A 14,122-nucleotide genomic window follows, 5' to 3' on the forward strand; every position below is an offset into this window, starting at 1 on the left:
CTCGCCAGTCAGACCTCTTCGGGGGTCTGGCTGGTTTCCCGCAGGGTTCCCGGCGCATGGCCGACGATGCGTTTAAACGCCCGGCTAAAGGCCGCCAGCGATCCATATCCCAGCCGCAACGCCACGGTTTCAATCGCCTGATGCTCATGGCGAATGTACTGAATGGCGAGGCGCATCCTGAGTTCACTCAAATATTTGGCAGGCGTGGTGCCGGTGGCGGATAAAAACCGTTCGGCAAAGACCGAACGCGAGGTGCCGGCCTCTTTTGCCAGCTCCGCCACGCTCCAGTTGACGCCCGGCTGCTGGTGCATGGCATAAATCGCACGGCTCAGACGTGGGTCGCGCAGTACCTGCACCCAGCCCGTGGCTTTTCCGCAGCCCGCTTCCACCCAGCCGCGCACGATGAGGGCGGCCACCACATCGGCGAGACGGGCCAGAATCCCGGCGAAACCGACCTGCCGGGTCATGGATTCCCGCTCCATCGCCGCCAGCAGCGGGTGGATCTCCGGCCAGGTCGACATCAGACGGCTCACCATCATCACTTCCGGCATCGCTTTGATCAGGGGCTGCATCCCGCCCAGCTCAAAATCCATACATCCGCTGAATATCACCACGTTTTCACTTTCCGGGCACGGCTCGCAGGTGATGGCGCACACGGAGTTGCAAATCGGCTCGCTGGGAAACGCCGACACCGGGGTGACAGTGGCATTTTCATCCGACAGCAGGGCGTGGGCATTGCCGTTGGGAATAAACAGCGCATCGCCGCTGCTCAGGGTAAACACCGCGCCGCTCTCCATGCGCAGCACCGCTGAACCGTGGCTGACGAAATGAAACTGCGCCTTGCCGGGGGCCTGGGTGAACGCCACGCCAAAAGGGGCGCTGGCCTCGATGCGGCGGTACTTCACGCCGGAGAGACGCATTCCACGTAAAAGCTCACTGATTAAATCGGGCGACTGAACGGTCATGGGCACAACTCCGGACGAATTATCAATAAGTGAAGATTATATGTCATAGATCGTCCAGGGGGAACGCTCTATGCTTTTGCGACGGTTGTCACATTTTTCTAACGGGAGATCAACAGATGAATTCAACTATCGCGGCGAGCGAGGCCATAGCGCCCGCAAAACCCGCCTGGCGAGCGGTCTATTCACTGGGACTGGGGGTGTTTGGCCTGATTACGGCGGAGTTTTTACCGGCCAGTTTGTTAACGCCGATGGCTGCCAGTCTCGGCGTCAGTGAAGGGATGGCCGGGCAGGCGGTGACCGCAACGGCGCTGGTCGCACTGGTGACCGGGCTGCTGATTACGCCCGCCACCAAAAGCATCGACCGCCGCTGGGTGCTGATGTTTTTCTCTGTGCTGCAAATTATCTCCAGTCTGCTGGTGGCCTTTGCGCCGAATTTGCAGGTACTGCTGATGGGACGCCTGCTGTTAGGCATCGCTATTGGCGGCTTCTGGGCAATGTCCACGGCCACGGCGATGCGGCTGGTTCCGGCCGATAAAGTGCCGAAAGCGCTGGCGGTGATCTTCTCCAGCGTGTCGATCGCAACCGTGGTCGCCGCGCCGCTCGGCAGCTATCTGGGCAGCCTGATCGGCTGGCGTAACGTCTTTATCCTCTGCATTCTGCCGAGCATGCTGGCGCTGCTCTGGCAGCTGTGGGTGCTCCCGTCAATGAAACCGGAGAGCAGTGGCAGTCTCGGGACGTTGCTGCGCGTGCTGCGCCGCCCTGGCATGATCGGCGGGCTGCTGGCCACGGTGCTGATTTTCAGCGGTCACTTTGCCTTCTTTACCTACCTGCGTCCGTTCCTTGAAACCGTCGGACAGGCGAGCGTCGAGAGCATTTCGCTGATCCTGCTGGGCTTTGGCCTCGCCAATTTCGTCGGCACCTCGATTGCCGGGCATCTGCTGGCGCGCAATTTACGTCTGACGCTGGCGCTGGTGCCGTTTGTAATGGGCGTTCTGGCGCTGATCATGGTGGCATACGGCCATCTGGCGATGCTCGACGGTCTGCTGGTGGCGCTGTGGGGCTTTGCCTTTGGCCTGGTGCCGGTGGGCTGGTCGACCTGGCTTGCGACCACGGTGCCGGACGAAGCTGAAAGTGCGGGTGGCTTGCTGGTGGCGTCGATTCAGTTTGCGATTGGTGCAGGTGCGGCAGGCGGTGGGGCGGTGTTTGATCTCAACGGTGCCAGCGGGGTATTCGCCGGAAGCGGCTTGCTGCTGGTAAGCGCAATGGTAATTGTCTTGATGGGCGTTCGTGTCAAAGCGGAATAACGGTTAAAAGCCGGGTGGCGGCGATGTCGCCACCCGACGCGGTTTTTACACCCCTTTGCGATCCATCAGCAGCGCCAGATCGACCAGGCGGTTCGAGAAGCCCCACTCGTTGTCATACCAGGCGAGGATCTTCACCATATTGCCGCCGATGACCAGCGTAGAAAGCCCGTCGATGATCGATGAGCGCGGATCGCCCTGATAATCACTTGATACTAACGGCTCGTCGCTGTAGCCCAGAATGCCCTGCAATGGCCCGGCAGAGGCCGCTTCACGAAACGCGGCGTTGACCTCATCCACTGTTACCTCCCGGCTCAGGGTGACGGTCAAATCGACAATCGACACCACCGGCACCGGAACGCGCAGGGAATACCCGGTCAGACGTCCGTCCAGCTCAGGAATCACTTTCCCCAGCGCCTTCGCCGCGCCGCTGGAGTAGGGGACAATCGACAGGGCCGCCGCCCGCGCGCCGCGCAGATCTTTCTCCGGCTGGTCGTGTAGCGCCTGGCTGTTGGTGTAGGCGTGAGTGGTATTCATCAGGCCATGTTCGATGCCGAAGTGCTGATGCAGCACCTGCGCGGCGGGTGCCAGACCGTTCGTGGTGCAGCTGCCGTTGCTCACCACAAAGTGCTGAGCCGGATCGTACAGCCGATCGTTCACGCCCATCACCACGGTCAAATCGTCGTTTTTACCCGGGGCGGAGATGATGACGCGTTTTGCGCCGCCGCTCTCAATATGCACCGCCGCTTTCTCGCGGTCAGTGAAGAAGCCGGTCGCTTCAATCACCACGTCCACTTCAACGTTACGCCACGGAATAGCAGCCGGGTCGCGCTCGCTGAAGACCCTAATCTGTTTGTCATCCACCTGTAGATGATTATCGGCAGCCTCAACGGATACCGGCAGCGTCCCTAACAGGGAGTCGTATTTCAGCAGATGGGCGAGGGTTTTGCTGTCCGTCAGATCGTTAATCGCCACGATCTGAATCTCCGGGTTATCGAGGGCGGCGCGTAAGAAATTGCGACCGATTCTGCCGAAACCATTAATACCGACCTTAACCATGATGCACTCCTTAACTGTGTGTCAGGGGTCACTGTAGGCTTCAGGTGAAATGGCGTAAATGACAAAAAAGGATCAGATTACGCCATTTTGCGGCAGTGGAATCGCTGGCGATACTCGCTGGGGGTAAGGTGAAGCTGTTTCTCAAACACCCGGCGCAGGTTGATGCTGCTGCCAAATCCGCTCTGCTCGGCGATGCGGTCCAGCGGCTCGCTTGTCTGCTCCAGCAGCTGACGGGCTGCGGCGAGACGGGCTTCCATCACGTAGCGTGCCGGAGAAGCGCCCGTTTCACGGGTAAAGACGCGGGTGAAATTGCGCGGGCTCATGGCCGCTTGCTCCGCCAGTTTTTCGACGCACAGATCGGCCGTGAGATTGTTAAGTATCCAGGTTTGCAATTCGCTGACCGGCCCGGCACTGGCGGATGAATTCAGGTTATAGCGGCTGAACTGCAGCTGTCCGCCAGGACGGCGCAAATACATCACCAGATCCTGAGCCACGTCTCGCGCCAGGGTAAAACCGTAGTCCTCTTCAACCAGCGCCAGCGTGAGATCAAACCCGGAACTCACCCCGCCGGACGTCCAGATGGGACCATCCTGAATATAGAGCGGGCCGCCTACGACGTTGATGGCAGGCCAGCTTTTTTGCATCGTCTCCAGCAGCCGCCAGTGGGTGGTCGCGCGGCGTCCGTCCAGCAGGCCGCTTTGTGCCAGCAGCATCGCGCCGCCGCAAATTGAGGCGATGCGCCGGGCATGGGGCGCGGCCAGATGCAGCCAGTCCACCACGGCGGTGCTCTCCTGCTCGTTCATCCCGCGGCCGGTGATGATGATGGTGTCGAGCGGCTCACGCGGATCCAGCTCCGGCAGACGATAGTCCGCCAGCAGGTTTAACCCGGACTGACCGTGGATCACCTGGTGCGGCTGGGTGGTGGCGATAATAATGCGATAGCGAGGCTGGGCGAGGCCTTCCGGATGGAGCTGGTTGGCCTGCATCAGAATGTCTGCGATACCGGCGGCTTCGAACAACATGCCGCCGTCAGGGACGATAATCAGGATTTTCTTCATGTCCTGAAAAGTATCTTTATTACACAATAAGTCAAGTCGAGAGTGGGGCGGCAGCGTTCTGCGGCTGGGTTTTGCTCATCGGGATCAGCGCAATGATCAGCGCGCCCAGCACCAGGAAAGCGGCCACCATGAAGATCCCGGCGTTGAAGTTTCCGGTGACGTCTTTCATCCAGCCCATCAGCAGCGGCCCGAGTGCCGCACCGGTCATCCCGGTGGCGTTAATCACCGCAATCCCGACGGCGCGAGCGCGCAGGGAGATATAGCGATCCGGCGTGGTCCAGAAGATCACCATCGCCGCGAACGCGCCTGCCGACGCCATCACAATCCCGGTGAACTGCAGCACCGCCTGCGTGCTGGAGGCGGTTAACATCCACCCCGCCGCGGCAAACAGATAGGGCAGCAGGGTGTGGATTTTACGCTCGTTCAGGCGATCGGAACGCTTACTCCACCAGACCATCGCCACAATGGTACACACCTGCGGAATGGCACTCAGCAACCCGATGGTGACATTGCTGCTGGTTTCGTTGAAGCTGCGCAGAATCAGCGGCGTCCAGACGCTCAGGGCGCTGAGGGTATTGGTGAGACAGAAATAGGCCACCGTGTAGAGAATAATGATGGGGGTAAACAGTTCGCGCGCCACGCTGCGCTGCGGCAACAGCGACGTGCTCGCATCCACCTGCGTTTTGCGCGCAGCGATCTTATCCGCTTCCAGCATCTCCGCCAGGCAGGCTTTGTCATCTTCCGTCAGCCATTTGGCCTTCGACGGGCTGTCATCCAGCCAGAACCAGACCACCAGACCCAACAGCAAGGACGGGAAGCCCTCCAGCAGGAACAGCCACTGCCAGCCTTTGAGATTCAGCAGGCCGTCCATGTTCAGGATATACCCGGAGGCCAGCGAACCGAGCGCCATGGTGACCGGCATCGCAATCATAAACAGCGCGTTAGCGCGCGCACGGTAATGGGCCGGGAACCAGTAGGTTAAATAGAGCAACAGGCCCGGCAAAAAGCCCGCTTCCGCAATCCCGACCAGCATACGTAGCACGTACAGGCTGTTCGGTCCGGTGGCGAACATGGTGGCGGTGGACGCGATCCCCCACACCACCATCAGCACCGCGATCCAGCGTCGCGCGCCGACGATACTCAGCATGATATTGCTGGGAATACCGCAAATGACATACATCACGTAGAACAGGGTGGTCGCGAGGCCAAACATGGTGCTGGTCAGACCCAGATCTTTGCCCATTGTCAGGCCGGCAAAGCCAATGTTGATGCGGTCGAGGTAGGAAAAAACAAACAAAATAAATAAAAACACAATCAGCCGACGGAACAGCTTTTTGATCACGGCCTGCTGGCGAGGGTCCAGAGCGTCGGGCGCAGACGACGGCGGGCGCGTCTGCTCCACAGAAGAACGTTCGTTCATGAATAGCTCCACATTGCGATTATTAGAATTAGCGTACAGGTCGGCTAAACGTATAGAAAACAGCCACCGCAACCGTCAATGCAATGTGTAAAAAATGATACGTAATTGTTAATCAGTTAGCATTTTTGAATCATAATGCGATCGGGATCTCTTATACTTTTCAGCACCCGTTCAGATAGGCTTAGTCGCCGCAGATTCGCAGGGTATAATCGTTCACTCTGACGCTTTTTTTGGTAAGGAAACGCATGACAACAATAAAAAATACCCCGGACGGCGCACCTGACGATCCCGCCTTTCATCGCGAAGAGTTTCCGTTCTACTGGATCGTGAATGTGTATGCGCGTTACACGCAAATCATGGAAATTACACTGAAAAAAGCCCAGCTGGATGTCTCTCGCTTCCGGGTTCTGATGGTGACTCACCAGTACGGTAAGGCCAGTATTTCGCAGATTTCCGAGTACGCGATGGCGAAAATGCCCACGGTCACCAAAATCGTCGGACGGCTGCGCGATGACGGCCTGGTCACCACCGCAAGCAGCGAACAGGACGCGCGCGTCACGGAAGTGATGCTCACGGAGGCCGGTCGCAAAAAAGTGGAAGAGGCCTACGCATACACCAGCAAAGTGTTCGAAAAAGGCTTCAAGGGCATGACGGCCAGTCAGGTCGAAAAAATGAATCTCTCCCTGGCAAAGGTACTGGATAACCTCAACGAACTGTGAGGTCAAAATATCCGATGACAAATTTGTGAACTCCGTAGTCTTTCTTTCTAACTCTCTGTAATTTCACAATTAATTTTCTTATGCCGCGCTGAATACTCAGGGCGGCATCCCTTTGCGTTTCCCGCCATTTTGTCTTATTTTTCATCACCCTGAATCAGTAACCTTATTGAAGTAAAGGTTGATTAAATGTTGCATCCACGTGAAATTAACGTGAAAGATTACTTGAATTTTCATCTAATTCTTCCATGATTGACCTAACGTTAGTCAGGACAAAAAGGCAGCACTGACTGCCCGCCTGAATATGATTCATTTTTTCTGGTTAAGGTATCAATCATGAAGCCAGTTTATGAGAGCAATGGTTACGTTGAGCAATTTACCCTCGGTGAGGGCGACCTGCGATTTGCGGTCAAAGACACCCTGGATATTGCCGGGCACCCGACCCGCGCAGGCTGTCCGGCGCTGGAAAACGCACCGCTGGCCCGCCAGCACGCCAGCGTGGTTGCGACGCTACTGGAAAACCAATGCCAGCTGACGGGCAAAACCACGCTGCATGAGCTGGCGTTTGGTGTCACCGGGATCAACCCCTGGAGCGGCACGCCGGTGAACCCGCGCTATCCGGCGCTGATTCCGGGCGGTTCATCCAGCGGATCTGCCGCCGTCGTCGCCTCCGGTGAGGTCGACTTCTCCCTCGGCACCGACACGGGCGGCTCCGTCAGAATGCCTGCCGCCTGCTGCGGCGTGCTGGGCTTCAAACCGGGCTACGGCGTGCTCAGCCGTCACGGGGTTATGCCAGTCCAAAGCTCGCTCGACTGTGTGGGCGTCTTTGCCCGCAATGCCACAGTGCTGCGCCAGGCGATGACCCGGCTTTCCGTCGCCGTGGGGGAACCGCTCAGCGAACTGCCGCCGATGGCCTTCATCTCTGCCGCGTTACCGGAAATCGATGACCGCATTCTCAAGGTACTTGCCGCATGCGGCGTACGCCCTGAGCAGGCCGGGTTACCCGCCCTGAACGATGCGCATCGCGCAGGTTTAACCCTCATCAGCCATGAAAACTGGCAGGCCTTCAGCCCGCTGCTGGCGAGCAACGCCGTCTCTGCGGATGTGGCCGCCCGTATTCGCGCCGGGGCAGATATCAGCGCCGACGCGCTGGCATCAGCTGAACAGGTGCGCAGTGAATTCACCGCTCAGGTCGACGCACTGCTGGCAAAAACACCGTTGCTGGCGCTGGCGACACTGCCTGAATTGCCTCCTACCCTTGAGGAGGCCGCCGATCCCCTGAGCGTGGTCAATCTCACACGCCTGGTCCGCCCGTTCAACCTCAGCGGCCATCCGGCCATTACCCTTGCGGTAGATGAACTGCATGGCCGCCCGGTATCGCTCCAGCTGGTAGCTGCCAAAGGCCACGACGGGCTGCTGGTGCAGGCCGCCGAGTGGCTCACCGGACGACGACAACCCTAAACATTCCGTTTTTCTTTGCCTGATGACTCAGTGAGTTCGACTCATTGCGGACGCGCTCGCCTCGCGCACACCGCACAACCCTTTTCGGAGGACGCTATGTCTGCCATCCATGTTCGTGAGGAGCTTGTTCCGCTATTGAGTGATGTTGCGACTCGCAGCGGCGATTTTGAGCATCAACGCCATATCTCTGACGACATCATTACCCGCTTCAAACAGGTGGGCGTCTACCGCGCCCTGGTGCCAAAACAGTACGGCGGAGACGAGTGCTCCCCGGCGCAGTTTTGCGAGCTGATTGAGCAGATCTCCACCGCCGACGGCTCGGCAGGCTGGGTAGCCAGTTTTGGCATGAGCCCGTTTTATCTCGGCGCACTGCCGCCGGAAACCCTAAAGGAGCTCTATCGCGACGGGCCGGATGTGGTCTTTGCGGGCGGGATTTTCCCGACGCAAAAAGCACGGCAGGTCGACGGCGGATACCGCGTTAGCGGACGCTGGAGTTTTGCCAGCGGCAGCATGGGGGCATCGGTGCTCGGCGTCGGGATCTTGCCCGAGGGCGATCAGGCCCTGCCGCGCATGGCGGTTCTGCCACGGGCGAGCGTGCAGATCGATCCCGTCTGGGACACCGTCGGCCTTGCCGGAACCGGCAGCCACGATCTGGTGGTTAACGATGCCTTTGTCCCGCAGGAGTGGACCTTCATTCGCGGCGGCGCGCTGAATTTCGACGGGCCGCTGTACCGTTACCCGGTGCTGTCACTGGCGACCCAGGTGCTCTCCGTGGTGGCACTCGGCGTGGCCCGCGCGGCGCTCAACGAAATCTACGCGATCGCCCATCGTCAACAGTCTGTCACCGGCGCACCGCGTTTAGCCGATCGCCAGCAGGCGCAGATGCAAATTGCCCGCTGCGAAGCCGAACTGCGCTCCGCCCGCGCCTGGTTCTATGAGGCCATCGACGACGTCTGGCAGTGCCTGCTGGCCGGGAACGAGGCGAGCTGCGCGCAGATCAACGCTCTGCGACTCTCTTCTACTCACGTCACCCGCGTGGCTGCCGACGTGGCGCGTCAGGCGCTGGCCCTGAACGGCATGGGCGGCGTCACCATGACCAGCCCGCTGCAACGTTTTGTGCGCGACACCATGGTGATCACCCAGCACGCCTTTATGGGCGATCTCTCGTACCTGAACGCCGGTACGGTCTTTTTCGGCGGAAAACCGCTGCCCGGTTATTTGTGATTTTTAACGAAAGGAGCAACAGATGAGCCAGTCAACAACCTTACGCGTGCTGTTTTGCATCGGCGTAAACCAGAACTTTTTCGACGCCAGTCCGGCGGAAGCCAAACAGGTGTGGGGTGCATTCGGCGTAATGATGAAAGGGATCGAAGAGACCCAGGGCATCCGCGTCATCGGCAACATGGATGACGACCAGCTGATGGTCGGCCCGTCCACTACCGCCCCCTGGACCACCTACGTGCTGGCAGACGCGGAGAAACTGGAAAACGTGGCGGCGGTCTGCAACCTGTTCCGCACCACGCCGGTCGGTGAGGGCGGCAGCAAGCTGTGGAAGTACTGCAAAATCGAAGCCCGCGTGGGCCGTGAACTGATTATTCAGGGCTAAGACCATGAACGCACAGGATGCGCTGCGCTTACAGCAGCTCGAAGACAGCCAGGCGGCCCGCGTGTGTATCAGCGATTACATGCGCCTGTGCGACCAGCTTGACAGCCCTGAAACCGTGCAGGCGATTGGCGCGCTCTTTACCGCCGACGCCTGCTGGGAAGGGCTGGGCGAACCCTACGCCTCGCGGCTCGGTAAACATCAGGGCCGCGAGGCGATTATCACCCTGATGGCGAGCTACGTGCGACAACCCGCCCATTTCGCCATGAACGCGCACTTTCTCTGCTCGGAGGCGCTAAGCCACACGCCGGACGGCGAACTGCGGGGGCGCTGGCTGATGCTGCAAACCTCGGCCTTTACCGCCGGTGGCGCGCACCTGAACGCGGCGGAAATCTGCGTCACTTTTGCGCGCGACGCGAACGGCATGGCGATGCGCCACTTCACCACCCGCAACCTGTTCAGCCGACCGGTGGACCACTGGCATGCGGCGGATGCGTTACCTGTCCCTGAGAAAAATAACGACGTGCAGGAGAAATAGACATGCAATGTGATCACCTGATAACCATCAAAAATATCGACACTTCGCCGCAGGCGATACCGGACGCGGCAGAGATAGGGGCGCTGGTACAGTCCGACCGCGTACACACGTCGCTCTACACCTCGGACGATCTGTTCCAGCTCGAACTGGATCGCATCTTCAGCAAGACCTGGGTCTGGGTGGCGCACGCCAGTGAAATTCCGGAAACCGGGAGCTTTAAAACCACTGAGCTAGGCACCCAGCCGGTGATCGTGGTGCGCGACCGCAAAGGTAACGTTCACACGCTGCTTAACCGCTGCCGCCACCGCGCGGCGACGGTGTGCGAACACCGCAGCGGCAAAACCAACAGTTTCGTCTGCCCGTACCACGGCTGGGGCTACGCGCTGGACGGCAGCCTGCGCGGCGTACCGCATCCGGAAAGCTACGCCGACCAGCTGGAAAAAGGCGAGCTGGGGCTGATTTCCCTGCGCACGGAACAGTATGCGGGGATGATTTTCGCCACCTTTAACGATCAGATCGAACCGCTGGAAGAGTTCCTCGGCGCGGCGAAAAAATGGATGGACCTGTTTATGAAGCAGGGGGCGGGCTACCCGATTAAAACCGGACCGGCCCACCGTTTCCGCTTCCCCGGCAACTGGAAAATCCAGCTGGAAAACACCACCGACGGCTACCACTTCCCGGTGGTTCACCGCTCGTTCCTCAGCTCCGTGGATAAGCAGACGGAAGAGATGCTGAATTTCGTTGACGGCAGCGGCTACGTCGAAGACCTGGGAAACGGCCACAGCGTAATGGTGATGATCCCGGAGCTGGTGGATCTCGACGCCAACCTCGACGCGCCGATCCCGGAGCGCTTTGCGGCGCTGGCAGAGGCCCTGCGTGCCGATCACGACGAACAGCAGGTGCGCCGTATCGTGCGCGCCGTCGGCGGCTCCGGCTTTAACCTGAATATCTTCCCCAACATCGCCTGTTCGATGGCGTTTTTCCGCGTACTCCAGCCAATTTCCGTGAATGAAACGGAAATCCACCACGCGGTGATCACCATGGACGGTGGGCCGGAAATTGCCAACCAGGCGCGTCTGCGTCTGCACGAACACTTCCAGGGGCCGATGGGCTTCGGCACGCCGGATGACTCGGAGGCCTGGGAGCGCGTACAGCGCGGGGCAACGGCGGGGGATGATCTCTGGATCATGCTCAATCGTGGGCTGGCGGGAGAGTACCGCACCGACGACGGCCTGCGCAGCGACGTCAGCGCCGAAACCGGGATGCGCGCCGCCTACCAGCAGTGGAAAAAACTGATGACGGAGAGCGAACAATGATGACCCTAGAATCTGAACTCTTTGCCGCCATGACGCTGATTAACCTTGAGGGCGACTTGCTCGATCAGGGCGAATTCAGCGCCTGGCTGGATCTGTGGCAGCACGACGGTCTCTACGTCGTCCCGATCGATCCGAACGAGACCGATTTCAAAAACACCCTCAACTACGCCTGTGACGATCACCACATGCGCGAAAAACGCGTTCACCGCCTCTACAGCGGGGAGTCGATTTCGACTACGCCGCGCGCACGTACTCTGCGCACGCTGTCGCGTTTTCGTCTGCTGGAATCACAGGACGGCCTGATCGTGGTGCGCGGGGCGCAGTCCCTGTGGGAACACCGCAAAGGTCACAGCCGCCATTACGCGGCGGATATCACCTGGCAGCTGCAGCGCGAAGGCGACCGCCTGCGCATCCAGCAAAAGGTGATCCGTCTGGTCAACAGCGACGATGTGCTGCACAGCATCGGCTACATCCTCTGAGGCATCGCTCATGACGCAAACCGTATTAGTGACCGGCGCGGCAGCCGGTCTGGGAAATGTTATCGCGGCGCACCTGCTGGCGCAGGGGTTCCAGGTGGTGCTGACGGACGTCGACGCCGCGCGTGCGCAACAGGCGGCGGACGCTCTGGACCACGACAACGTACTGGCGCTGGGGCTGGATATCCGCCAGCCGGGCGACTTCACCCGTGCCCTCGATGCCACGCTCGCCCGTTTTGGCAGCTTACAGGTGCTGGTGAACAACGCCGCGCTGACCCTCGCCACGCCGGTGATGGAGATCGGCGTCGAGGAGTTCGACCGGGTGCTCAGCACTAATCTGCGCGGCACCTTTGTCGGCTGCCAGACGATGGGACGCTACTTTGCCGCTCAGGGCTACGGTCGCATTATCAACCTGGCCTCCCTCGCCGGACAAAACGGCGGTACCGCGTCCGGCGCCCATTACGCGGCGTCAAAGGGCGGCATTTTGACCCTCACGAAAGTCTTCGCCCGCGAGCTGAGTCGCTCGGGCGTGACGGTCAATGCTATTGCGCCCGGTCCGATGGATCTGCCGACGGTACACGCCCTGGTGCCGGAAGAAAAAATGGCCGGACTGCTGCAGGTGATCCCGGTCGGGAAACTCGGCGAGGCGGAGTTTGTTGCCGAAGCCGTGGCGTTGCTCGCTTCACCGCAGGCGTCGTTTGTCACCGGGGCCACCTGGGACATCAACGGCGGCCTGTTTATGCGCTAAGGAGTTCTCATGCTGACATTACAGGTCATCCGACGTGAACAGCAGGGCGAGGTGGTGCTGCTGACCCTGGCGCGCAGGGATGGAAGCCCGCTTCCGGCATTTCGCGCAGGTGCCCATATCGATCTGCACCTGAGCGCCGATCTGATTCGCCCGTATTCCCTGTGCAGCGACCCGCAGAACAGCCAGCACTACCAGCTCGGCGTGCTGAAAGAGATGAACTCGCAGGGCGGATCGCGGGCGGTACATGCCCTGTGCGAAGGCGATGAAATTCAGGTCAGCGAGCCGCGCAACCTGTTTGTGCTGGATGACAGCGCGGCATACAGCCTGCTGATCGGCGGCGGAATTGGCATCACGCCCATGCTGGCGATGGCCGCAGAGCTGCACGCCGCCGGACGCGCGTTTTCGCTGCACTACTGCGCGCGTTCGCGTTCACAGGCGGCGTTTATTCCGCAGCTGGAAAACGCACCGTTCGCCGGGCGAGTACATCTGCACTTTAGCGATGAGCAGCGCCTGGATCTGGCGGCGGTGTTGTGCGACGTCCCTGACAACACTCACGTTTACACCTGCGGCCCGACGCGGCTGATGGATGCGGTGACCGATCAGGCTAACGCGCAGGGGTACGGCGCTGAGCAAATTCATCAGGAGTGTTTCAGCGCCGAGGTCCAGACCGGCGGCAGCGCGTTTGAGGTGGTGGCGGCAAGCAGCGGGATCACCGTGAAAGTGCTGGAAAACCAGACCATCGTCGAGGCGCTGGCCGGGGCCGGGCTGAAGGTAAATGTGTCGTGCAAGCAGGGGATTTGCGGCAGTTGCCTGACGGACGTGCTGGAAGGCGAGCCGGATCACCGCGACCACTACCTGACCGACGAAGAGAAAGCCGAGGGCGATCAGATCCTGCTGTGCTGTTCCAGGGCGAAATGCCCCCGTTTAGTTATCGATTTGTAAGGAATCACTTATGACACTGCAAACAGAATTTCGTAACGCGATGGCGCAGCTCGGCAGCGCAGTCTCGGTGATCACCACCGACGGCCCGGCGGGGAAATTTGGCTTTACCGCGTCGGCGGTCTGTAGCGTGACGGATCAGCCGCCGACGCTTCTGGTGTGTATGAACCGCAACTCTTACGCCCATCAGCATTTCAAACAGAACGGCACCCTGTGCGTCAACGTGCTTTCCGGCGATCACCAGGGGCTGTCCGGCGTTTTCGCCAACGCCAGTCTGCGATCGGAGGAGCGCTTTCTTCACGACAGCTGGCAGGTGATGAGCAGCGGCGCGCCGGTGCTCAGCTCGTCCGTCGCCAGCTTCGACTGCACCATCGACACCTGTCATGAAGTGGGCAGCCACAGCGTTTTCTACTGCCAGGTGCAGGCGATTCGCATCAGCGAGCAGCCGCGCGGGCTGGTCTACTTCAACCGCCGCTATCACACCGTCGGTGGCGATGTGCAGGCGTAAGCCCACCACAACAA

At 60.0% G+C, this 14,122-nt stretch carries 15 protein-coding genes; 11 read left to right on the forward strand and 4 right to left on the reverse strand.

The window, feature by feature from the left end; genetic code table 11:
• Positions 1-8 precede the first annotated feature (8 nt).
• Positions 9-965 carry an AraC family transcriptional regulator gene (locus F153LOC_RS16820; protein WP_100779853.1) on the reverse strand — a complete coding sequence of 319 codons (957 nt, stop codon included), beginning with the start codon at positions 963-965 and terminating at the stop codon, positions 9-11.
• Positions 966-1,081: 116 nt separating this feature from the next.
• Between F153LOC_RS16820 and F153LOC_RS16825 the strand changes: the two genes are divergently transcribed.
• Positions 1,082-2,269, forward strand: a complete 1,188-nt coding sequence (locus F153LOC_RS16825; protein ID WP_102103944.1) for an MFS transporter — start codon at positions 1,082-1,084, stop codon at positions 2,267-2,269.
• Positions 2,270-2,314: 45 nt separating this feature from the next.
• On the opposite strand, the gene gap is transcribed toward F153LOC_RS16825, so the two are convergent.
• The 3 genes from gap to hpaX form a co-directional block, all read right to left on the reverse strand.
• Positions 2,315-3,325, reverse strand: a complete 1,011-nt coding sequence (gap, locus tag F153LOC_RS16830; protein ID WP_102103943.1) for a type I glyceraldehyde-3-phosphate dehydrogenase — start codon at positions 3,323-3,325, stop codon at positions 2,315-2,317.
• Positions 3,326-3,402: 77 nt separating this feature from the next.
• Positions 3,403-4,383 (reverse strand): GlxA family transcriptional regulator, encoded by a 981-nt coding sequence (locus F153LOC_RS16835; protein WP_102103942.1) that lies wholly within the window; start codon positions 4,381-4,383, stop codon positions 3,403-3,405.
• Between the two features lie 31 nt (positions 4,384-4,414).
• Positions 4,415-5,803 (reverse strand): 4-hydroxyphenylacetate permease, encoded by a 1,389-nt coding sequence (gene hpaX, locus F153LOC_RS16840; protein ID WP_102103941.1) that lies wholly within the window; start codon positions 5,801-5,803, stop codon positions 4,415-4,417.
• Positions 5,804-6,048: 245 nt separating this feature from the next.
• Here hpaX and F153LOC_RS16845 point away from each other — a divergent pair, with 245 nt between their 5' ends.
• From F153LOC_RS16845 to F153LOC_RS16890, 10 genes are all read left to right on the forward strand, one after another.
• Entirely contained in the window at positions 6,049-6,522 is a 474-nt protein-coding gene (locus tag F153LOC_RS16845) for a MarR family winged helix-turn-helix transcriptional regulator (RefSeq protein WP_100779858.1), read from the forward strand.
• A gap of 333 nt (positions 6,523-6,855) precedes the next feature.
• Positions 6,856-7,980 (forward strand): amidase, encoded by a 1,125-nt coding sequence (locus tag F153LOC_RS16850; RefSeq protein ID WP_102103940.1) that lies wholly within the window; start codon positions 6,856-6,858, stop codon positions 7,978-7,980.
• Positions 7,981-8,076: 96 nt separating this feature from the next.
• Complete coding sequence (locus F153LOC_RS16855; protein ID WP_102103939.1) at positions 8,077-9,204, forward strand: acyl-CoA dehydrogenase family protein; 1,128 nt, start codon at positions 8,077-8,079, stop codon at positions 9,202-9,204.
• A gap of 22 nt (positions 9,205-9,226) precedes the next feature.
• A complete protein-coding gene (locus F153LOC_RS16860) occupies positions 9,227-9,586 on the forward strand; it encodes an IacB protein (RefSeq protein WP_102103938.1) in 360 nt (119 codons plus the stop codon).
• A 4-nt stretch (positions 9,587-9,590) separates the two neighbouring features.
• Positions 9,591-10,121 carry a nuclear transport factor 2 family protein gene (locus tag F153LOC_RS16865; RefSeq protein ID WP_100779862.1) on the forward strand — a complete coding sequence of 177 codons (531 nt, stop codon included), beginning with the start codon at positions 9,591-9,593 and terminating at the stop codon, positions 10,119-10,121.
• Between the two features lie 2 nt (positions 10,122-10,123).
• Positions 10,124-11,437: a Rieske 2Fe-2S domain-containing protein gene (locus F153LOC_RS16870; protein WP_102103937.1), complete on the forward strand. Its 1,314-nt coding sequence runs from the start codon at positions 10,124-10,126 to the stop codon at positions 11,435-11,437.
• Positions 11,437-11,916 carry an aromatic-ring-hydroxylating dioxygenase subunit beta gene (locus tag F153LOC_RS16875; RefSeq protein ID WP_102104138.1) on the forward strand — a complete coding sequence of 160 codons (480 nt, stop codon included), beginning with the start codon at positions 11,437-11,439 and terminating at the stop codon, positions 11,914-11,916. The genes F153LOC_RS16870 and F153LOC_RS16875 overlap by 1 nt, the downstream gene beginning before the upstream one ends.
• Positions 11,917-11,926: 10 nt before the next feature.
• Complete coding sequence (locus F153LOC_RS16880) at positions 11,927-12,661, forward strand: SDR family NAD(P)-dependent oxidoreductase (protein ID WP_102103936.1); 735 nt, start codon at positions 11,927-11,929, stop codon at positions 12,659-12,661.
• A gap of 9 nt (positions 12,662-12,670) precedes the next feature.
• Positions 12,671-13,603, forward strand: a complete 933-nt coding sequence (locus F153LOC_RS16885; RefSeq protein ID WP_102103935.1) for a PDR/VanB family oxidoreductase — start codon at positions 12,671-12,673, stop codon at positions 13,601-13,603.
• A gap of 10 nt (positions 13,604-13,613) precedes the next feature.
• A complete protein-coding gene (locus F153LOC_RS16890; RefSeq protein WP_100779866.1) occupies positions 13,614-14,108 on the forward strand; it encodes a flavin reductase in 495 nt (164 codons plus the stop codon).
• The last annotated feature ends 14 nt before the right edge of the window (positions 14,109-14,122 follow it).

Origin of the sequence: Lelliottia sp. F153 (genome assembly GCF_002870005.1) — a bacterium.
Classification (GTDB): Bacteria; Pseudomonadota; Gammaproteobacteria; order Enterobacterales; family Enterobacteriaceae; genus Enterobacter; species Enterobacter nimipressuralis.

What these genes read in the sequence shown, in the direction of transcription:
- F153LOC_RS16890 (WP_100779866.1), top strand. Translation starts at nt 13,614, where the DNA reads ATGACACTGCAAACAGAATTTCGTAACGCGATGGCGCAGCTCGGCAGC.
- gap (WP_102103943.1), bottom strand. Translation starts at nt 3,325, where the DNA reads ATGGTTAAGGTCGGTATTAATGGTTTCGGCAGAATCGGTCGCAATTTC.
- F153LOC_RS16865 (WP_100779862.1), top strand. Translation starts at nt 9,591, where the DNA reads ATGAACGCACAGGATGCGCTGCGCTTACAGCAGCTCGAAGACAGCCAG.
- F153LOC_RS16860 (WP_102103938.1), top strand. Translation starts at nt 9,227, where the DNA reads ATGAGCCAGTCAACAACCTTACGCGTGCTGTTTTGCATCGGCGTAAAC.
- F153LOC_RS16870 (WP_102103937.1), top strand. Translation starts at nt 10,124, where the DNA reads ATGCAATGTGATCACCTGATAACCATCAAAAATATCGACACTTCGCCG.
- F153LOC_RS16845 (WP_100779858.1), top strand. Translation starts at nt 6,049, where the DNA reads ATGACAACAATAAAAAATACCCCGGACGGCGCACCTGACGATCCCGCC.
- F153LOC_RS16825 (WP_102103944.1), top strand. Translation starts at nt 1,082, where the DNA reads ATGAATTCAACTATCGCGGCGAGCGAGGCCATAGCGCCCGCAAAACCC.
- F153LOC_RS16820 (WP_100779853.1), bottom strand. Translation starts at nt 965, where the DNA reads ATGACCGTTCAGTCGCCCGATTTAATCAGTGAGCTTTTACGTGGAATG.
- F153LOC_RS16875 (WP_102104138.1), top strand. Translation starts at nt 11,437, where the DNA reads ATGACCCTAGAATCTGAACTCTTTGCCGCCATGACGCTGATTAACCTT.
- F153LOC_RS16880 (WP_102103936.1), top strand. Translation starts at nt 11,927, where the DNA reads ATGACGCAAACCGTATTAGTGACCGGCGCGGCAGCCGGTCTGGGAAAT.
- F153LOC_RS16850 (WP_102103940.1), top strand. Translation starts at nt 6,856, where the DNA reads ATGAAGCCAGTTTATGAGAGCAATGGTTACGTTGAGCAATTTACCCTC.
- F153LOC_RS16835 (WP_102103942.1), bottom strand. Translation starts at nt 4,383, where the DNA reads ATGAAGAAAATCCTGATTATCGTCCCTGACGGCGGCATGTTGTTCGAA.
- hpaX (WP_102103941.1), bottom strand. Translation starts at nt 5,803, where the DNA reads ATGAACGAACGTTCTTCTGTGGAGCAGACGCGCCCGCCGTCGTCTGCG.
- F153LOC_RS16885 (WP_102103935.1), top strand. Translation starts at nt 12,671, where the DNA reads ATGCTGACATTACAGGTCATCCGACGTGAACAGCAGGGCGAGGTGGTG.
- F153LOC_RS16855 (WP_102103939.1), top strand. Translation starts at nt 8,077, where the DNA reads ATGTCTGCCATCCATGTTCGTGAGGAGCTTGTTCCGCTATTGAGTGAT.